Raw genomic sequence first — 18,773 nt, 5'->3', positions numbered from 1 at the left:
ATTTGGCTACAAAAAACGATCCATGACCGTTTTCTATGTTATCTATAATAGTACCATAGTATGGAAGCATGCGCAAACCTTTAGGGCTCTCTGGACACGCCTTCCAAGCGCTCTGTTTCGATTAATACTAGTCTTGCGGGTACGTACTGAATGAGGATTTCGCCTATGGTCAGTACAATCGCACATACGACAACTCCAATCATGATGACTTTTTCTATCCGTTTGGAAAAGCTGCGAAAACGATCGTTGTACTGACTGGTCAATAGGGTCACTTCCTCTGATGAAGCGTCAATCCACAACGCCTTTTTTGCGAAGCTCTAGCTGTCTCTCGTAACACGCTCTAACCACTTTTGCCCGATCTTGCTCGCTGATTTGGGTGAACTTACCCGAAATCCACTGGTGCAAACCTTTTTCTTCTGCTGGTTTTTGTCTGACAATTTCCATCACAACAAAAGCATGTTGAACCTGTCCATTTTTGCTTGGAAGGGAAATCCAGACGTGCAAGTTGTCTTTTTCCTTCAAGTGATAGGTTTCCTCACAACTAAAAGACAGCCCACCACCACTGATATCTAATGTTCGTGCTAGAAAATGATAACGTCGAATCGGATCATCCAGTTTGACTGCGATGTCTAGCGTGGTGTCAATTCTCAAGTAGTTTCGTCGCTGCGTGCGCACAATCTCCTCTTTAGCCGGCAGTTGCAGAAGCAGTACAGGAATATGATTGTTTTGCCTGCCGACAATCGCAGAGCGGAATTCATAGCGTGAGCCATCCTCGCCAACATACCAAACCAAGCATTCTGTCCCTGGTTGAAATAAGCCAGTCCGTCCAGTGTTTTCGCTGGTTGGCAACTCGATGGAAGCTACATCATCCTTCAAATCAGCCACACGGCTTTTGAAAGTTTGCAGCTCCATTTCTTCTGAGGAACTCGTGAAGTTTAGTCTTATTGTTTGTCCTATTCGTGGAAGCATCATAAAGTAACTGTTCCTCTCCTTCCCTATCACCCTTTCCATTATATACCCTTTTGTTTGGAATCAGCAAATAGGGAAAGCCGCTTAGAAACTAGCTTTCCCCCTATTTTTTTAGCACTATTGTCCTTCGTTCTGTCCTGATCCCGTTTCCATTTTCACAACTTCTTCTTCTTCTCCATTCATGGCATTAATGTAGACCATGTACGAATTTCCTTCAAAGCTGCCTGTCATTTCCCACGTCAGCACTTCTTTTCCATCGTTTTTCCCTTCGATAAGGGCAAGTCGCTGATCCGTCACTTTTACACTCGGATTGACTTTTTTCCTTGCTTCTTCTTTTGAGAGACGGGGCTTGGAGAGAATTCTCTTTTTGTGATTAAACAGATACTCCGTCGAATTATAGGCAGTAACCTCTCCGTTGTCCAACGCAATCTCGACGACCACCCCGTCCGGATAAATTCTGACGCCATCCTGAACCGGCACAAACGTAAAGAGTGCGTTGCGGTCGTAGCTGTCAATCTCGGAGACCTCCATATTGTCAAATCCATGGTTGCTCAAGAACACTCGACCTTTTTCTTCCGCCTGCTTCATATCCAGCTTTTCCTCGCCAACTCCACGCTCGTTCATCATCCAAACGACTTTTCCACCGCGTTTGGTGACATCGAGATTAATGGCTGTCTTGTGCCCGTTTGGCGTGACACGCACACTATACGCCGTGTATTCCTGCCCCTTGCCGTTATCGTTAACTTCTACTTTCGCATCTCCTGGCTTCAACCCGAGAAACGCCAATGCATTCTTCTCTGCTTCCTCTTTGGTGGCTGGTTTGCCATCGATCCCTTTGATTCGCTGCTGCTTTTTCTTATCGAGACTCTGTATCCCGACGCCCCAGTCCAAATCAGGGTATTCTTGCACTTTTTTCTCAATGGTTTGGAACCCGTCGATGATGGTATTGTCCTCTTTGTTTTTATTAGAGGCCAATGCCGTCTCCACATCCATCCATCTCAATTGCTTGTCCATCGCAACGGCTTGTACCTTGCGCAGCTCATCCTGGATATCCTTTGCTTGGGTGTGAAGACTCTTCAATGTCTTATATTCACTCTGACTCAATGGCACCTTGTCCAAATCACGCACGGCGACACGGTAGGAAAAATCCGCCACCTTCGACAGCATTTCTTCTGTTTTGTTAAATGCCATCAAGGTCAATGGCAGTTGTCCGACATCCGCTTGTGCCGCATAGGAAAGGCGCCAGACATTCGTCAAAATTGGGGTCATTTGTCTGCGCGAGTTGACCACCAGCGATTTGCCAAGCTCATCGTGCAGCTTATCCACATGATAAGTAAGATCGTGGAAAGCCCGTTGGTATGAGTTTTCCGCTTTGATCAAGACCGAGTTCTTCTCATTGTGCTCCTGATATCCCCACACGCCAGCGCCTATTAAGGCAACTAGGGCAACGGGAAATAGCACGCGTGCTGTTGCTCCATATACCATCCCTTGCCACTCCTCCTTTGATTACGCATCGATTATCTGCAAAAGATGTGTTTCCCGATCTTTTTAACCTGCGGCCTGGTCCAAATCCAACCGGATGTTGCTGTATCCGGATTAAAATAGTACGTGCAGCCTCCCGTCGGGTCCCAGCCGTTTAGTGCGTTCTTCACTGCTTTCGTCGCACTTTCATTCGGTGTAAGCCATATTTGACCATCAGCAACTGCTGTAAAAGCGCGTGGTTCGAATATCACAGCCGAAGGCGTATCAGGAAACGAAGGGCTCTTGACGCGGTTCAAAATAACGGCGGCGACAGCTACTTGCCCTTCAAACGGCTCTCCTCTTGACTCCCCGTAAACAGCATTCGCCATGATTTTCAAATCATTGTCAGAGACTCGTGAAGGATGAAAGCTGGCTTTGGTTTTGGCCGTCTGATTCTTTGTAGCAGGTGCAGCCATCTGCTCTTCTTGTACGGCAGCTACATTCTTTTCCTTCCAGACAACCTTGTATCCACTTAAGCCCACTGCTACCAACACCACCAACACACCTGCGATCCAGATTGTACGCACGGCTGAATCCTCCTTGGCATGTATTGAAATCTTTGCATAGTGTTGGTGGAGGAAGAATGGATTATGCATGTGAATGTGGATATAGAAAAAGACCGATGCTATTTGCATCGGCCCACGTAGATTCGTCACGCTTTTTCAACTGGGAATGGAAAAGATCAGGACTCGTCAATCCGAAAATGCTTGTCGTTGTCACACAGGCACTGCTTGAACCCTGTTTCTATTTGCCCGCCAGGTTCTCGTTGACCACGTAGTGTAAACTTTTCTCCACATACATTGCATTGAATTGTCACTTTTGCTCGTTCGGTTTTTAGCACGTATGTCTCCTCCTTACCGTCTATTGTGGACGTGAAGAGAGATTTTTAGAACCGAAATCGTGTGCTCTTTGTACCTTTTTTAAGCCCTGCCACCACAAAATAAGCATGAATGGAACAATCACTACCAGCCAGTTTTGCACTGCCAAAAAAATCAAGTTGTACAGAGCATGCAAGCCTATCGGCAAGGTAATCGACATCCATAAAAAAAGCCGCTCATGCTTGGCGTCCTTGGAAAACTTGGCCCGTCCCAGATAATAGCCCATCCACACCGCAAACAACGCATGGCTGGATACTGGCAAAAAGGCACGCCAGATGGCGATATTCGTTCCATTGATAATGAGGTAGAACAAATTCTCCAACGTAGCAAAACCAAGTGACACCGCAACCGCATAAACAATTCCATCGTATGGCTCATCAAATTCCAAATGTTTATAAACCGTAAAATAGATGACCATCCATTTAAAAAATTCTTCCACTACAGCGGATTGGAAAACTTCCGCGACAATGCCATCCCGCCAGTTCCATTCATTCTGCATGATGTACTGAAGTACCATAATCGGTACGACCAGCAGCATACCAAAGATAAACGACCGGATTACCATCGAAATTGGCTCCGGTTCGAGACTGTCACGCAGGTAAAAGTAACTTAAGATGGCGATACCGGGGGCAACTGCCGCGCCGATCAAAGCAATCATCTTTTATTACTCCTTTACACAAGACTACTGTTCATCGTACCATGAATACTGGTTGATGAAAACCCGCTACAGGAGAGAGATCATGTCAAAAAAAATTTTGGTAGTGAACACAGGCGGTACGATTGCCATGTCTGTCGATGACTCAGAAGGCGTAAAGCCATTGGATGATCAAGCAGTCAACAAAATCCTTCCTTTTTTAGAAAAGCACGCGGATGTCACCATGAAAAATCTACTCAACCTACCTAGCCCTCATATGACTCCTGCGATCATGAATCAGCTGCGACTCGATATTGAGGAAGCCTTTCAACATGATCACTATGATGGCATTGTCATTACTCATGGGACTGATACGTTGGAGGAGACTGCATACTTCCTGGATCTGACTTTGTCGGTCAACGTCCCGATTGTCGTGACTGGAGCCATGCGCAGCAGTAATGAGCTCGGTGCTGACGGTCCCGTCAATCTCATTTCTTCCGTTCGTGTAGCCGCAGACTCAGACAGTTTGAACAAAGGCGTTATCGTTGTTTTTAATGACGAAATTCACGCGGCACGTCATGTAACCAAAACACACACGAGCAATGTCGCTACCTTCCAGTCGCCACAATACGGACCGATTGGAACCATAGCGAAAAAAAGCGTGCAATACCACCACGCTCCATTGGATCGAGAGCATTATGCCATTACCCATGCTGATGCGAATGTGCCGTTGATCAAAGCAGTTGCTGGCATGGACCCTGCTTGGCTACAGTTTTTATTGGAGCAGAAGATTGATGGACTCGTTGTAGAGGCGTTTGGATTAGGAAATCTTCCTCCCGCCATCATCCCTACCCTGCAGCAATTACTCGACAAAGGCGTGCCAATCGTGCTCGTCTCCCGCTGCTACAATGGACAGGTGCAGGATATCTATGACTATGAAGGTGGAGGCCGCAAACTAAAAGAGATGGGCATCATCTTCTCCAATGGCTTGAATGGGCAAAAAGCTCGTCTCAAGTTAATTGTAACGCTGCAAAAAACAAGGACTTTCAAAGAGCTGCAGCAGTTGTTCGACCATTAAATAATAGGACTACAACCTCCTGGTTCTTCAGGAGGTTTTTTTCTCTTTGGAAACATTTTGTACGATGCTGTTGTGGTGGGAAGGAAACAGGAGAAAACGCTCAGATTCTAGGGCCACCCCCTGTGGGATTGACTGCACGACTCCATGCAAAAAACGAAACCGCGGCCAAAGTTGCCCCTTCAGGATGTGTTTCAGAGGTGGCCGCTTAAGAGCCTGTTTCGCTTTTTGCATTGCGTCTCGGTCGGTGTCCCTAAGATCTTCGCTTATTTCTCCTGTTTCCTCTACGAGCTTTCCGTGTTTAACCGAGTTTTAAATGCCTTAAAAGATTGAAGAATGTAATCAGTTACTACAGAGAAGAATATTTCCAGACGTAGCGACTTGTGGAGTCCTACCGAGCTCCGAAGGGATTCGCGGGCAAAAGAAACGCAACGTGCCCGCGCTACGAAGCGGCTACCNNGGAGCGGACAGTCTCAGCCCCCAGCAGGACGAAGCCTGGAGCCTAGCATGGAAATATTCTTCTCTCCACCACAGCCACATCACACGCCGCCAATAAAAAAGGCCCCGCCATAACGGCGGAGCCATGTTTTTCAATATATGGAGGGTTGTTTGAAAACTTATACCCAACCGCGGAAGCGAGAAGCCTCAGCCATCTTGCGGGCACCAACCATGTACGCAGACAGACGCATGTCAATGCGACGAGTTTGAGACATGGAGTATACATTTTCAAACGAACGAACCATTACTTTTTCCAACTTCTCTTCTACTTCTTCCTCAGACCAGTAGTAGCCTTGGTTGTTTTGTACCCACTCAAAGTAGGAAACAGTTACACCGCCGGCACTTGCCAGTACGTCTGGAACCAGAAGAATTCCACGCTCAGTCAAAATTTTAGTCGCTTCCAGTGTAGTTGGGCCGTTAGCCGCTTCTACTACGATTTGCGCCTTGATGTTGTGAGCGTTTGCAGCTGTGATTTGGTTTTCGATCGCTGCCGGAACCAAAATGTCGCATTCCAGTTCAAGAAGCTCTTTGTTGGTAATCGTGTTGTTGAACAGTTTTGTAACTGTACCAAAGGAATCACGACGATCCAGCAAGTAGTCGATATCCAAACCGTTTGGATCATGCAGCGCACCGTATGCATCAGAGATACCTACAACTTTAGCGCCTGCATCATGCATGAATTTTGCCAAGTAACTACCAGCGTTACCAAAGCCTTGTACAACTACGCGAGCACCTTTTACGTCGATGTTGCGACGCTTCGCTGCTTCACGGATGCAAATGGTTACACCTTTTGCAGTAGCTGTTTCACGGCCATGGGAACCACCCAGCGCAATTGGTTTACCCGTAATGAAACCAGGCGAGTCAAATTCACGGATACGGCTATATTCGTCCATCATCCACGCCATGATCTGTGAGTTCGTAAAGACGTCCGGAGCCGGAATATCTTTAGTAGGACCCACAAGCTGGCTGATTGCGCGAACGTAACCGCGGCTCAGTCTTTCCAGTTCGCGGAAGGACATTTCACGCGGGTCGCAAATGATACCGCCTTTACCACCGCCATATGGCAGATCGACGATACCTGCTTTGAGGCTCATCCAGATAGAAAGTGCTTTAACTTCATCCTCAGTAACTTCCGGGTGGAAACGAATGCCCCCCTTGGTCGGACCTACTGCATCGTTGTGCTGTGCACGATAGCCCGTAAATACCTTTACTTCGCCATTATCCATGCGAACCGGAATACGTACAGTCAAAACGCGTAGCGGTTCCTTCAAGAGTTCAAACATCGATTCTTGGTAACCTAGTTTCTCCAGTGCTTCCTTGATCACCGTTTGAGTTGAATGGAGCAAGTTCAATGATTCTTGCTTTTCTTTCCCTTCGGTGCTTTCGGTTACCACGTCTTGATTACCCATTACTTACCACCTCAAAAATGTTTTCGGTCAATGCCGCCTTTAGTATACACGCTTGTATCATTTATGAGAAGCTTAAAAATGTTTTTTTTCCATTTCGAAAACGTTTTCGTGCCTTGTTTTGCATAATCATTCAATTATTTACCTTCCATTTTGAAACCGCTTTTACAGACTGCGTTTTATACAAATAGCTTCAAATGCACGTCCAGCCATGATTGTATTGTCCCCAAACTTGTTTCTTTCATTACAGGATTAGTGAATTTATGCCATAATGGAAAAAGTAATGTGGAAGTTTATTCATGGAGGTGTTTTTATGAAAAAGAAGTCTATTTTGTTCATTTTTGCCCATCCCGATGACGAAACGTTTGCTTGTGGGATTTCCATTTCCAAATATAGTGAGACCAAAATGGCCAGCACTCATCTATTGTGTGCAACAAAAGGGCAAGCAGGAAAAGCTGGTGAACCACCGTTATGCACACCAGAAGAACTACCCCGATTTCGTGAGCAAGAGCTTCGCGACGCTTGTGCCATACTCGGGTTCGATCAAGTAGACGTCTGGGAATATCAGGATAAGTTCCTAAACACAGTGCCCGTCGATGAGCTCGTTACACGTATCCACCAGGCTATTCACCAGATCCAACCGGAAATCGTCGTTACGTTTGCACCGCATGGCATCTCCGGACATCCTGACCACTTGGCGATTAGTCATGCTACCACCCAGGCTGTCCTTTCTTTAGGCCCAGATACGAGTGTGCGAAAGCTTTATTATGCGACTCGCTCATCCGAGGAAGGGTTTGGTACGATGAAGCCTCCTTTTTCGGATCCAATCGAGAGCATTACGACGATCATTCACGCACCTGAATATATGCCGAAAGTAGCAGATGCCTTGAGGGCACACAGAACGCAGCACTTATCAGTTGAACGCGTGTTTCCAGGTGTAACAAAAGGCGAGCACTATTCTGTTCCGCCAAACAATCATTACATCTTGGCTTGGCACAGCCTTCCGAACTATACCATTCAAGGTAAAGAGGCTGATTTTTTTGATGGCCTAGCATAATCTGTACAGACAGCAACAGCACCTAGTTGGTTGACTAGGTGCTGTTTTATATTCCCAGACATTTCTTTTTCGATTACGTGAAATGCCTGCATATTTCTTTTACAGCATCGTCGGCAACGATCACTTTCCCGTATTCTTCCAACACATAAATCGTTATCGGCGTCGCTTCTCCGTACTCAGAGAGGATCGCAATTAGCTTGTGATAACGCTCCTGATCCAAGTCGACTTCCTCCAACACCAGATGATATTTCCCCTGGTAGAAGTAGGCAGCTCCACCATTGGTCAAAAGGGCGTTAATTCGATGGGCGGCTTCAACCATATGCTCAAAGTCCCGGAAGGCATACATGATCAAATCGCTTTCTTCCAATGTAACCTCTAGCTCGTATACATCCTCGTCTTCGAATTCTTCCTCTTTTCCGTCCTTTGAGCCCGTCTTGCCACGTGTTACGATTACGACCATTCCCTGAGCTGGCAAGGCGAACACTTCAACTGCAACAGGCCCTGATACCTCAAACCCTAATTCGTGATAAGCCTGTTCCATCATGTCGTTGAACAGTTCATGAACTTTAGGAATGTCACGCCACATGTCTTCTTTTTCTATCCCGCGCTCTGAGAGGTCGTCAAAAGTTAAAAAGATTCGTATTTTATCTTGACCAAGGCGTTCAACACGCATGACTGTCCCTCCTCGCCATCCAGTCGTACTACAAAATATGATGGTAAGCCTGTAAGAGTTCTCCACATTCTCCGGCGAATACCCGTCAGTATTCATCCATTTTTTAATGGACTGGAAAATACGGGGTAGTCCTATCATATCACATTTAGTTACTGGAACAAAGCTACCATGACACCTACGCAGCATTCGCCTATCGATGTCGAATCAACTCACGAAAAAAGAAACTTTGTTGTTGCCTGTCATTTCCTGCGCTTTCCCAGGAAAAGTTCCCCCTCATTGTTCCTCATTCTGTATTTATATTTAGCTCTGCTAGTTCGGGTTCCTTCTCGTTCATAAAGGTTTGTACATGAAAAAACGCCCAGAATCAGGCGTTTTTCTACATCTCATATTCACGCAGCCGCTTTTGAATCCAAATGGCCGCCTGTGTTCCATCTCCCATGGCAATCGACACTTGTTGAGAATGCTCATTGATATCTCCAACAGCCCAGATGTTGGGATGATCAGTTTCTTTTGTTCGCGGATTCGTATGGATGTGGCCCTTTTCATGAATTTGCACGGAAAAACCACGCAAAAGCTCTGTCAATGCATGAGCACCAGGAAAAGCGAGAAATGCTCTTTCTACAGACAACCGTTCACCTGAAGAGAGCTCGATCTCTTGCAATTGCCCTGCCGTATGATGAAGGGCACATACTTTGTCCTCCCGATACAAAATCCCTCGCTGGCTCAGCCCAGAGACAGCCTGCGTATCCACCTGCACTTCTGCATGGTTGATGACTGTTAACCTGCTAGTATAATAAATAAGTTCGTCTGCCATCGAAACAGCGTGCTGGCCCGCTCCAATGATTGCCGTGTCTTTCTCAACTGTTTCATAGCCGTCACAGTCCGGACACAAGAAAATAGATATTCCTACACAATCAGAGAAGCCAGGGATCGTTGGGAACGGATCACGAATGCCGGTTGCCAAAACCAGCGTTCGTGAAGTGAGCGTATGTATGCCATTTTTCGTACCTATTGTAAATAAGCCGCTTGAGTCAGTTGCAAGCTTTGTTACCTCATCTGTTATGAAAATTGCACCGTATTTTTGAGCTTGCTCCTTGCCCGCTTGACGCAAAAAATCGCCACTAACCCCCTCCGAAAATCCGAGAATGTTTCGGTAGGCTTTGGCGATTGTTGATCGACCACCTGGCATGTCAATGACTGCAACGCGCCGGAGGCATCTTGCAAGTTGAATGGCAGTTTGAAGTCCTGCAATCCCGCCGCCGACAATGACCGTATCATACTCCACTTGCATCCACCTGCTTATCCTTTTCCCGATAGCATTGCCAGTGGAGCACGATCTCATTACTGTACGAGTGGAACCAAAACAATTTTCCCTTCGACGAGCCCTGCTTCAGAATGGAGCCCGTTGTATTTTGCGATTCGCCTTACGTTCGAATTATTTCCGTAGTACTTTCGTGACAGCATAAACAACGTTTCCCCCTTCTTCACCACATGCTTGACGACCTTCGATTTCGTTGCAGTCGGTGTTGTAGCTGTTTTTCCCAGTGTAGCAGCTTTACTAGTAGAAGGACTCGCAATCTGTTTTGCCTTGTTTACTGGTGTACCAGTCGAAGCTTGGGTTTGGACGGGGCTCACAGCAGATGTCTGTATGCTTGTGGTCGCCTTCACTGCAGGCTCAACCGGTTTTGAATCGGTCGTTTTCGCCTTGGGTGGTGGGGGGATCACGCTTGCATTGGGATCAGGCTTAGAAGGAAGAACGACGGATACAGGCTCCTTTTCTCCTGCCTCGCTTCCTTGCGAAGTGGTATTCGCTTTGCTAACATCTTTCACTTCAACATTACCAGAAGCTGCTGACTCGTGTGCGACATTGGCCCTGTACAACTCAAGACCAATCAACCCGAAAAAAACGAATCCAAACAAGTACAATCCCGGTTGAATCCACTTTTTAAACGAGAACGACGCTTTAGGGCGAGTATGACGGGAGCGTCGGGGTGGTAATGGATTATGCTCAAGATTCACTCTTCCTCCCCCTTTTCTTGATCGTTTTTTGTAAATAAAATGCTAACATGACGTCAATAAGGATATGAGCCACAATCGAGGGCCAAAGGGACTGATAGTGGGAAAACAAGAGTCCCAAGATCAAGCTTGTACCAAATACACTTATGATCATGAGCGGTTTTTTTAAATAACGTATGTGGATCAGTGTAAAAATAAGACTGCTCCAAAAATTCCCGGTAAGCGATTGAATGACTCCACGGAATAGCCATTCCTCCCCCACCCCTACTACCATACAGACGAGAATCGTGGTGGATGGTAACATGGTACCAAAAACTTTTTCATTGATACTGCCATCATCCTGCCACCGTTTAGGCAAGTAACGATCCATCGCAATACTCGCGATGATAATACCTGCGGCTACAAACACGGCCCACAGGACGGCATCCCAGTCTGGCAAAATAAACAAGGACAGAGTAGCCTCCCAGCCCAGCACTAAGAAGCTACCGGCTGCAGCCACTCCCATCACGATTCCTTGTGTCAACCATAGATTCAGCCGAAGAGTGGCTTCATCCACCTCTAGCCGATCTTCCCTCACTTGATGTTTCTCTCCTTCTATTTGTTCGGCAAAAGAGTGTCTAACGCCTGCCGCAAATTCCATTTGATTTGTTCATTCTTTACGATTGCATGGTCATTCGTTTGGAAATACGCTTCCGTATTTAGACCGCATTTCTTACAGCAGTACAGATCAAATTGATGATCATTTTCTTTAAAATACGAATTGATGCTCGCGCGCAAACAGTTTTCTCCTCTTACGTACGATACCATTTCTGCCAGCTTTTTTTGCTTAAAGCTTTTTCTCTTTTCTGTTTCCTGCCAAATGATTTGAGCCTTTGGATACGACTCTCCCGCAGCGGCAGCTTCGTGTGAGGCCAGCACTCTTTCTGTATAAAAGGCAAGAAGTGCACCCATTTCTTCGGATATGTCCATCATCGCCAAGGCCTCGTTCGTCAGGGGCACTCCGGTATTGCACAACTGCTCGTATTTTTGAACTTGCGCTTGTGTCGGGTACTCCTTTTCCAGCATGTGCTGATGAATCTGCCAATCGTCCCACGAAAATAAGAGCAGCGCATACCCAGGCTTGCCGTCACGGCCGATCCGCCCGATTTCTTGAGCGTATGCCTCCAAACTGGCTGGCATTTGGTAATGGATGACGTAGCGAATATCTGGCTTGTCGATCCCCATGCCAAATGCATTGGTTGCAATAATAACATCCAGCTCGCCCGCGAGAAACTGGGATTGGATCAGCATTCGCTCCATGCTGTTCATCCCCCCGTGGTAACCGTGAACGCGTTTTTTCCCATCGAGTTGATAAGAGGCTGCCAACACATCTACTGCTTGTCGCGTGCTGCAGTAAACGATCCCAGGTCCCTGCAAACGATCGATCTGATCAAATACATAGGAGCGCCTGTCTGTTTCCTCCGCAACTTCAACCAGATCATAGGCGATATTCGCCCGATTAAGAGACTGCAACACAACATCTTCCTTTTCAATGGAAAACAAGTTGCAAATTTCTTCGCGAACAGTCGCCGTCGCAGTTGCCGTCACAGCGAGAACAGGAGGTGCTCCCAATTGTTTCACGACTTCAGGCAATCGCAAGTAATCTGTGCGAAAGTCATGCCCCCATTGCGAGATGCAATGCGCTTCATCAATAGCGATCAGGGACACCCTTGCCCTCTTTAATACCTGTTGAACATAGGCCTGTTGAAGCTTTTCCGGAGAAATATACAACAGCTTGTACGCACCTTCCGAGAGACCTTTTAAGATTTCGCGGGACTCTGTCGGATCCTGCATACTGTTCAAATAGGTAGCTGGAATTTTTTTTCGCGCTCGGAGCTGCTGCACCTGATCGACCATCAAGGAGATCAATGGGGAAACCACGACGGTCAGACCCGGCAAAAGCATTGCTGGCAGCTGATACGTGACTGATTTCCCGCCACCTGTTGCTAATAGCCCGAGAACACTTCGTCCATCCAATACACGTTCAATAATGGACTCCTGACCGGGACGGAATGAGTCGTATCCAAAATGCAGCTTTAATCTGTCGTACATGAGCTGTTTATTCATTTTGCCCCCCTTGTCGCTCGTGCCAGTGCCAATCGGATTTGCAAATACGTTACTGTTGCTTCCAACTGATCCTTGATGAGCCGGAGTCTGCTTGTATCAAGTCGCTCACTCGTCTCCACGATCTCTTTAGCCAACCCATTTGGCAAATACGTTGTCATATCCCATTCCGGACAGCGCAGGGCAATCTCTACCAAATGATCTTCTATTGTACTTTCTTTCATTCGTCGTCTCTTCGCGATTTCTTTTTTATCACAGCCAGTCTGAAGCAGTGCATACGTTCGAGCAGCACTTTCCGTTAGACGTGGATCAAGCTTGTGGGATTCTGTAACAAGTTTTGATAAAAGAGGATAATGAGTGCTCTCTGCAAGCAGCGTCTGAATCGACGCGGCTAGCCCGTATCGAAATTGCAGCGTGAGATAACTACGACTTGACTGGCGAATCTCTGCTACTTGTCCCATGGTCTTGCCGACTTGTCCTACTCCTGAGAGTTGACAAAATAAAAGCTCCTGCACATCTTCAGCCAGAGGCTCCCATAATCGATATAGTTCGTCAGACAATTGCTGTTTCCAAGCATTTCGCATTGCCCCATCAGCCAATTGGTTTTTTACCCAACGCTGTGCTGGCTTGTCCGATACCACCGGAATGAAACCGAGATCACCATGAAGCATTTGCGAGATCGTCTGCACCATAAGATGAAGTCTGTTCCAAAAGGGTTCGATTCGCTCCGCCAAATCAGACTGGGTAAAAGGTGCGAACCATACATCAAACCGATATTTTTGGTACGTGTGTTTGGCATGCTGCAATCCTGTATCAGAAAAGGTAAATGTCGGCTTCGCGTTCGTTCCAACTGCATCAACAGGTAAAATCCAGCCCGCCTGAAATAAAGTTGAAACTATTTTCTCCCAATCCTCTCTTGGAAAACGAGAAAACATCCGATAATACGGATAAAGGGTATACAAATGCACATCTTGCAGTGTCTGATTGGCTTTTCTGCCACGCAGTATGTAGTAGGCTGATTGCAGCGTTCGTTCATTGGCCAGAGGTAACATGGCATTCAAGGCGACCGCACATAAAAGGTCCTGCTCCTCTGCCGCACTGTTCCGACTGTTCATTGGTACTCCTTACATCATTCTATATTTTTCAAAGCTCTAAAGAAGCGAAGTAAACTGCATCATTGTATTTGGAGGCTAGTATGACAAAGCGATTGAAAAGAACTGAATTTATGATGGCGTACATGATCATCATAACACTTGCATGCACAGTTGGTGGATTTTTTTTCGGGGCCCACTATATGAAGACACAATTGGAGTCGGAACAAGCCGCCGTACTCGAAGCTGAGAAAAAGGAAGCCGAAAAAGAAAAGCTGCTGCGTGAGCAAAAGCTGTACAACGAACAGGACTTTATCCGATTTTACTATGCCGTTTATGCACCGCTTCTTGATCTGAAGCAAGCACATTTTGATACGATGGGTAAATGGAATCAAATGAGCGAAAGTGAACGGACCGAAGGCTTGAAGCAGCTCAGCAAATTAGCTGACCAGACAAGGAAAGAGCTGGAGAAAAACGTTCCCCTGCCGACGTCCCCCATGCTGAGACAAGCTCACACCACTTTTACGAACAGTGTACGGGCGTATTTGGATAGTATGGAGCAGATTCGTTCCGATCAAAATAATGCTACGCCTGCTTCCATTGGAGCTAACCTGACGCTTTTCCAAAATAACTGGCTAACGGCACAAGAAATGGTGTATCACTCCATCGCGTCTTGGGAATCGGCTTATGTGGTGAAACAAGCCATGCCGAAGCAAGTACCTGGAGCCGTTAGCACCGCGCAATGGAAGCAGTATCCGTTCCATTACCGCACCTATCTCGCAGCTGTTGCCATGTCAGCAAGCAATCAATGGAGCAGCTATAATCCTGAGGACCTGACTGCAAGACTTGATTTGCTCATCGCATCTAACGAAGTTCAAGCACTAGGAATCAAGGATTTAGCCGCTGCCGTGAAGATTTTGAACGCGACAGATGCAGTATCTGCGGGAGATTTTAAACGCTTGAATACACAGCTCTACTCCGTGCTGAAGGCACCTGAAATCCCTCTTTATAAGTAGTCGTACATTTTTAGACTGATTCAATCTTGAAATCTTGTCACCAAGAGCATACAATGGTCTATGATAGTGGACGTACCACTTCGGTATGGGAGGTGAAACCACGATGACTACATGGGTAGATAAAGATACTTGTATTGCTTGCGGTGCTTGTGGCGCCACGGCTCCTGACGTCTTTGATTACGACGATGAGGGCCTTGCGTTCAACAAGTTGGATGACAACTCTAACAGTGTTGAAATCCCGGATATCCTGCATGACGATGTTCGTGATGCTGCTGAAGGATGCCCGACCGACTCTATTAAAGTGGAATAGTATTCCATCTACTAATGGAAGAGACCTCTTACGTACTCCGGTATGTAAGAGGTTTTTCATTATGCCCTCACCTCTCCCCTCCCTTAAACGGATGATCGACAACTTCCCGTTCTTTTTTTTTGTGATTTTTCGCTAAGATAATAGCAACAGCAAAAACCGAACATTAAAATGTGTTTTTTCCATTTTTTGTGATGTCAATATCTTAATGTTCGTGTTTTGGTCGTTTTCGATGTGTTTCTAACATAAAACTGAGTATTATTCACGAACGATAATTGATATAAAATAAATAATGTTCATTTTTTCTCGTTTTTCTTCTTGACGATGATATTTTGACGTGATATCGTAAGTACAAATCTTACGAAACACCTTATAAAACAACGGCGTTGACGAAGAAACGCTGTGATCGAGAAATCCCCAGAGAGCCGATGGTTGCTGCGAATCGGCGGTTTCTCCCACGGTTAAGCACTTCTGAGCTGCTGCGTTGAAAAGAGGGTTCACCCATCCCAGTAGACGCAAACGGTAGATCCGTTATCTCTTTTAGGTCATGTACCTACCAAGGCTCTTTTTTGAGAAAAAAGGAGCGAATGAGGGTGGCACCGCGAAGCAAAGCCTCTCGTCCCTCACTGTTCTGTAATAGGAGCAGTGTGAGAACGGGAGGTTTTTTTGATATGCACATATAGAGGAGGAGAAAACCATGTTTGCAGACAAAATGATCTTGAGAATCCCTGGCCCTACCCCAATTCCACCACGTGTTCAAACAGCGATGAGCCAACCGATGATTGGACACCGCAGCGGCAAATTTTCCGCCCTTTTCGCCCGTACTGCTGAAAGACTGAAGCCTTACTTTGGCACCCAGCAGGACGTATACATCTTGGCAGGTAGCGGAACAAGCGCGCTGGAGATGAGCGTTGTAAATACGCTTCAACCAGGCGATGAAGCTGCAATCCTTGTCAGCGGTGCATTTGGTGAGCGTTTCGCAAAAATTTGCGAGCGTTACGGTATTATCGCCCATCGGTTAGAAGTACCTTGGGGAAAAGCGGTAACACCTGAGCTGGTTGAAACATTCCTACAAAAAAAACCGCAAGTAAAAGCCGTATTCGCCACTTACTGTGAAACATCCACTGGGGTAGAAAATCCGATTGCTGACTTGGCGAAAACAATCCGCACACATTCGGACGCCCTCTTTATTGTGGATGCAGTAAGCAATCTTGGTGCCGTACCATGCGAAATGGACGCTTGGGGTGTCGATATCGTGGTAACCGGCTCGCAAAAGGCTTTCATGCTGCCAACAGGCCTTGCCTTCCTCGCTGCGAGTGAACGCGCATGGCAAGTGATTGAGCAAAACAAATCGCTCGCCTTCTATTTGGACCTGAAAGCATACCGCAAGAGCTTGGCAGAGCAAACAACTCCGTATACGCCTGCTGTATCCCTCGTTTTCGGTCTCGCCGAAGTATTGGATATGTTGGAGGAAGAAGGCTTGCCAGCTATCGTAAAGCGCCATGAACTGATGAGAGACATGACTCGCGCAGCGATGAAAGCTTTAAACATAAAACTGATGGCGGAAGATCAATACGCATCGACGACCGTAACTTCTTGCGACCCTGAGGGTGTCTTTCATGCAGAAGCTCTCCGCAAAATGTTGACTCAGCAATTCAACATAACGATCGCTGGCGGTCAGCAGCACTTGAAAGGCAAGATCTTCCGAATCGGGCACATGGGCTATTGTGAGCCATTGGATGTCCTGCAAGTCATTTCTGCCATCGAATTATCGCTTCACCAAATCGGTGCTCCAGTTGAGCTGGGTGCTGGTGTAAAAGCTGCTCAGGAGGTGCTCATCGCACATGTATAAAGTACTCATTACCGATCCACTTAGCGAATTTGGAATCCAACAACTTTTGGACGCTTCTGATGTAGAAGTTGTTCGTCAAACAAACCTCTCCCCTGCCGAATTGATCGATGTGATTGGCGACTACGATGCACTGCTCGTGCGCAGCCAAACCCAAGTAACAGCAGAGGTACTCGCTGCCGGCAAAAAGCTAAAGGCAGTAGGTCGCGCAGGTGTTGGGGTAGATAACATTGATATCAACGCTGCCACTCAAGCAGGTATTCCAGTCATCAACGCTCCAGACGGCAACACTATCTCTACTGCGGAGCATTCGTTTGCCATGCTGATGGCTGTCGCTCGGAACATCCCTCAAGCTCACAAGAAGCTGGTTGACGGTACATGGGATCGCAAAAGCTTCCAAGGGGTTGAGCTGAACAACAAAGTACTGGGAGTCATCGGTATGGGACGCATCGGTTCAGAGGTTGCGAAGCGTGCGAAAGCATTTGGCATGACCGTCATGGGCTTCGATCCATTCATGACTGAGGAACGTGCGCAAAAGATGGGTGTTACCAACGCAACTGTGGATGAAATTTGCCGCAAAGCAGATTTCATTACCGTCCATACTCCGCTGACAAAAGAAACCCGACATATCATCAGCACGCGTGAATTCGCGAAAATGAAAGATGGCGTTCGCTTGATCAACTGCGCTCGTGGAGGAATCATTGACGAGAAGGCTCTCTACGAGGCGATTACCGCAGGAAAAGTCGCAGGGGCAGCTCTGGACGTTTTCGAAGAAGAACCACCTGTAGACAACCCTCTCGTCGGTCTGCCACAAGTGGTAACGACTCCACATCTGGGAGCTTCGACCATTGAAGCACAGGAAAACGTGGCCGTAGACGTATCGGAAGAAATCCTGAAGGTTCTTCGTGACGAGCCATTCAAAAACGCCGTGAATTTGCCTTCGATCCCTGCGCACGTGATGGAAAAAGTCCAACCGTACTTCACGTTGGGTGAAAAGCTGGGCCATTTCCTTGCCCAAGTGACCGTAGGTTCCATTTCGGAGATTTCGATTAAATATAGCGGTGAATTGACGGATGTAGACACGTCTCCGCTGACTCGCACAGTCCTCAAGGGTGTACTGTCCTTCCGTCTAGGCGAGGAAGTCAACTATGTGAACGCCCCGATTCTCGCAAAAGTGCGCGACATCACCGTAACGGAGCAAAAGGCAGCACAAAACAAAGGCTTTACGAACTTGCTGACCGTTAGCTTAAAAACGACGCAAGAGACACGCACAGTGGCTGGAACGCGACTCAATGGTTACGGTGCGCGTATTGTGAAAATTGACGACTTTGCGATTGACGTAGCGCCAGAGGGCTACCTGCTCTACATTCACCATAATGACCGTCCAGGTGTGATCGGACGTGTGGGTTCCATCTTGGGTGAAAACAGCGTGAACATCGCAACGATGCAGGTAGGACGCCGTGATATCGGTGGGGACGCGATCATGATGCTCTCTGTCGACAAGCCATTGACGCCAGAGCTTCTCGATACGATGGGCGAGCTGGCGGAAGTGAAAAGCGTTACACAAATCGAGCTGTAGGTTCTCCCTTCTACACAAGAACAGACCTGGCCAAATGCCAGGTCTTTTTCTTTACCCTGATTTTGGTTAGAGCTATAATGGGACAAGATAATTCTGCACAC

At 47.0% G+C, this 18,773-nt stretch carries 19 protein-coding genes and 1 other annotated feature; of the genes, 6 read left to right on the top strand and 13 right to left on the bottom strand.

The genetic code is table 11. The features are described from left to right. Nucleotides 1-80 precede the first annotated feature (80 nt). From C7R91_RS14300 to prsW, 6 genes are all read right to left on the bottom strand, one after another. The gene (locus tag C7R91_RS14300; protein WP_236697829.1) at nt 81-272 is read right to left on the bottom strand and encodes a hypothetical protein; all 192 of its coding nucleotides are present in this window, start codon (nt 270-272) and stop codon (nt 81-83) included. A 16-nt stretch (nt 273-288) separates the two neighbouring features. Then, entirely contained in the window at nt 289-969 is a 681-nt protein-coding gene (locus C7R91_RS14295; RefSeq protein WP_255322381.1) for a flagellar brake protein, read from the bottom strand. A gap of 117 nt (nt 970-1,086) precedes the next feature. Further along, the gene (ypeB, locus tag C7R91_RS14290) at nt 1,087-2,454 is read right to left on the bottom strand and encodes a germination protein YpeB (RefSeq protein ID WP_047068954.1); all 1,368 of its coding nucleotides are present in this window, start codon (nt 2,452-2,454) and stop codon (nt 1,087-1,089) included. Nucleotides 2,455-2,486: 32 nt separating this feature from the next. After that, nucleotides 2,487-3,146: a cell wall hydrolase gene (locus tag C7R91_RS14285; protein ID WP_047068953.1), complete on the bottom strand. Its 660-nt coding sequence runs from the start codon at nt 3,144-3,146 to the stop codon at nt 2,487-2,489. A gap of 26 nt (nt 3,147-3,172) precedes the next feature. Further along, the gene (locus tag C7R91_RS29365) at nt 3,173-3,331 is read right to left on the bottom strand and encodes a hypothetical protein (protein WP_162837745.1); all 159 of its coding nucleotides are present in this window, start codon (nt 3,329-3,331) and stop codon (nt 3,173-3,175) included. 20 nt (nt 3,332-3,351) lie between these two features. Continuing rightward, nucleotides 3,352-4,026, bottom strand: coding sequence for a glutamic-type intramembrane protease PrsW (gene prsW, locus C7R91_RS14280; RefSeq protein WP_047068952.1), 675 nt, complete (start codon nt 4,024-4,026; stop codon nt 3,352-3,354). Between the two features lie 82 nt (nt 4,027-4,108). On the opposite strand from prsW, the gene C7R91_RS14275 reads away from it, so the two are divergent. Continuing rightward, on the top strand, nt 4,109-5,080 hold the full coding sequence (locus tag C7R91_RS14275; RefSeq protein WP_047068951.1) for an asparaginase: 972 nt from the start codon (nt 4,109-4,111) through the stop codon (nt 5,078-5,080). A 614-nt stretch (nt 5,081-5,694) separates the two neighbouring features. Here C7R91_RS14275 and C7R91_RS14265 read toward each other — a convergent pair. After that, nucleotides 5,695-6,984, bottom strand: coding sequence for a Glu/Leu/Phe/Val family dehydrogenase (locus C7R91_RS14265; protein ID WP_047068950.1), 1,290 nt, complete (start codon nt 6,982-6,984; stop codon nt 5,695-5,697). 310 nt (nt 6,985-7,294) lie between these two features. Here C7R91_RS14265 and C7R91_RS14260 point away from each other — a divergent pair, with 310 nt between their 5' ends. Continuing rightward, nucleotides 7,295-8,038 carry a PIG-L deacetylase family protein gene (locus C7R91_RS14260; protein ID WP_047068948.1) on the top strand — a complete coding sequence of 248 codons (744 nt, stop codon included), beginning with the start codon at nt 7,295-7,297 and terminating at the stop codon, nt 8,036-8,038. A 73-nt stretch (nt 8,039-8,111) separates the two neighbouring features. Here C7R91_RS14260 and C7R91_RS14255 read toward each other — a convergent pair whose 3' ends face one another. From C7R91_RS14255 to C7R91_RS14230, 6 genes are all read right to left on the bottom strand, one after another. Further along, nucleotides 8,112-8,711, bottom strand: a complete 600-nt coding sequence (locus tag C7R91_RS14255; RefSeq protein WP_007723994.1) for a genetic competence negative regulator — start codon at nt 8,709-8,711, stop codon at nt 8,112-8,114. Nucleotides 8,712-9,087: 376 nt separating this feature from the next. Next, the gene (locus C7R91_RS14250) at nt 9,088-10,002 is read right to left on the bottom strand and encodes an NAD(P)/FAD-dependent oxidoreductase (protein WP_083995033.1); all 915 of its coding nucleotides are present in this window, start codon (nt 10,000-10,002) and stop codon (nt 9,088-9,090) included. A 50-nt stretch (nt 10,003-10,052) separates the two neighbouring features. Then, nucleotides 10,053-10,730, bottom strand: coding sequence for a LysM peptidoglycan-binding domain-containing protein (locus C7R91_RS14245; protein ID WP_047068947.1), 678 nt, complete (start codon nt 10,728-10,730; stop codon nt 10,053-10,055). Further along, nucleotides 10,720-11,304, bottom strand: a complete 585-nt coding sequence (locus C7R91_RS14240; RefSeq protein ID WP_047068946.1) for a CPBP family intramembrane glutamic endopeptidase — start codon at nt 11,302-11,304, stop codon at nt 10,720-10,722. Before C7R91_RS14240 ends, C7R91_RS14245 begins: the two co-directional genes overlap by 11 nt. A 17-nt stretch (nt 11,305-11,321) precedes the next feature. Then, complete coding sequence (locus C7R91_RS14235; RefSeq protein WP_047068944.1) at nt 11,322-12,833, bottom strand: RecQ family ATP-dependent DNA helicase; 1,512 nt, start codon at nt 12,831-12,833, stop codon at nt 11,322-11,324. Continuing rightward, nucleotides 12,830-13,945: a YpbB family protein gene (locus C7R91_RS14230; RefSeq protein ID WP_047068942.1), complete on the bottom strand. Its 1,116-nt coding sequence runs from the start codon at nt 13,943-13,945 to the stop codon at nt 12,830-12,832. The genes C7R91_RS14235 and C7R91_RS14230 overlap by 4 nt, the downstream gene beginning before the upstream one ends. An 80-nt stretch (nt 13,946-14,025) precedes the next feature. On the opposite strand from C7R91_RS14230, the gene C7R91_RS14225 reads away from it, so the two are divergent. The 4 genes from C7R91_RS14225 to serA all read left to right on the top strand — a co-directional run bounded on the left by C7R91_RS14225 (nt 14,026) and on the right by serA (nt 18,672). Next, the gene (locus tag C7R91_RS14225) at nt 14,026-14,937 is read left to right on the top strand and encodes a hypothetical protein (protein WP_047068941.1); all 912 of its coding nucleotides are present in this window, start codon (nt 14,026-14,028) and stop codon (nt 14,935-14,937) included. Nucleotides 14,938-15,040: 103 nt separating this feature from the next. Further along, nucleotides 15,041-15,247 (top strand): ferredoxin, encoded by a 207-nt coding sequence (locus tag C7R91_RS14220; RefSeq protein ID WP_047068940.1) that lies wholly within the window; start codon nt 15,041-15,043, stop codon nt 15,245-15,247. Nucleotides 15,248-15,621: 374 nt separating this feature from the next. Then, nucleotides 15,622-15,871, top strand: a binding site (T-box leader). Between the two features lie 70 nt (nt 15,872-15,941). Beyond that, nucleotides 15,942-17,096, top strand: a complete 1,155-nt coding sequence (locus C7R91_RS14215; RefSeq protein WP_047068937.1) for a pyridoxal-phosphate-dependent aminotransferase family protein — start codon at nt 15,942-15,944, stop codon at nt 17,094-17,096. Continuing rightward, complete coding sequence (serA, locus tag C7R91_RS14210; protein WP_047068936.1) at nt 17,089-18,672, top strand: phosphoglycerate dehydrogenase; 1,584 nt, start codon at nt 17,089-17,091, stop codon at nt 18,670-18,672. Before C7R91_RS14215 ends, serA begins: the two co-directional genes overlap by 8 nt. Nucleotides 18,673-18,773: the final 101 nt, after the last annotated feature.

The sequence above is a fragment of the Brevibacillus formosus genome (genome assembly GCF_003013405.1).
Taxonomy (GTDB): domain Bacteria; phylum Bacillota; class Bacilli; order Brevibacillales; family Brevibacillaceae; genus Brevibacillus; species Brevibacillus formosus.
This window is presented reverse-complemented; position numbering and strand designations above follow the sequence as displayed.

Coding starts and splice junctions, on each gene's coding strand:
- C7R91_RS14295 (WP_255322381.1), bottom strand. CDS start 969: ATGCTTCCACGAATAGGACAAACAATAAGACTAAACTTCACGAGTTCC.
- ypeB (WP_047068954.1), bottom strand. CDS start 2,454: ATGGTATATGGAGCAACAGCACGCGTGCTATTTCCCGTTGCCCTAGTT.
- prsW (WP_047068952.1), bottom strand. CDS start 4,026: ATGATTGCTTTGATCGGCGCGGCAGTTGCCCCCGGTATCGCCATCTTA.
- C7R91_RS14275 (WP_047068951.1), top strand. CDS start 4,109: ATGTCAAAAAAAATTTTGGTAGTGAACACAGGCGGTACGATTGCCATG.
- C7R91_RS14265 (WP_047068950.1), bottom strand. CDS start 6,984: ATGGGTAATCAAGACGTGGTAACCGAAAGCACCGAAGGGAAAGAAAAG.
- C7R91_RS14260 (WP_047068948.1), top strand. CDS start 7,295: ATGAAAAAGAAGTCTATTTTGTTCATTTTTGCCCATCCCGATGACGAA.
- C7R91_RS14255 (WP_007723994.1), bottom strand. CDS start 8,711: ATGCGTGTTGAACGCCTTGGTCAAGATAAAATACGAATCTTTTTAACT.
- C7R91_RS14250 (WP_083995033.1), bottom strand. CDS start 10,002: ATGCAAGTGGAGTATGATACGGTCATTGTCGGCGGCGGGATTGCAGGA.
- C7R91_RS14235 (WP_047068944.1), bottom strand. CDS start 12,833: ATGAATAAACAGCTCATGTACGACAGATTAAAGCTGCATTTTGGATAC.
- C7R91_RS14230 (WP_047068942.1), bottom strand. CDS start 13,945: ATGAACAGTCGGAACAGTGCGGCAGAGGAGCAGGACCTTTTATGTGCG.
- C7R91_RS14225 (WP_047068941.1), top strand. CDS start 14,026: ATGACAAAGCGATTGAAAAGAACTGAATTTATGATGGCGTACATGATC.
- C7R91_RS14220 (WP_047068940.1), top strand. CDS start 15,041: ATGACTACATGGGTAGATAAAGATACTTGTATTGCTTGCGGTGCTTGT.
- C7R91_RS14215 (WP_047068937.1), top strand. CDS start 15,942: ATGTTTGCAGACAAAATGATCTTGAGAATCCCTGGCCCTACCCCAATT.
- serA (WP_047068936.1), top strand. CDS start 17,089: ATGTATAAAGTACTCATTACCGATCCACTTAGCGAATTTGGAATCCAA.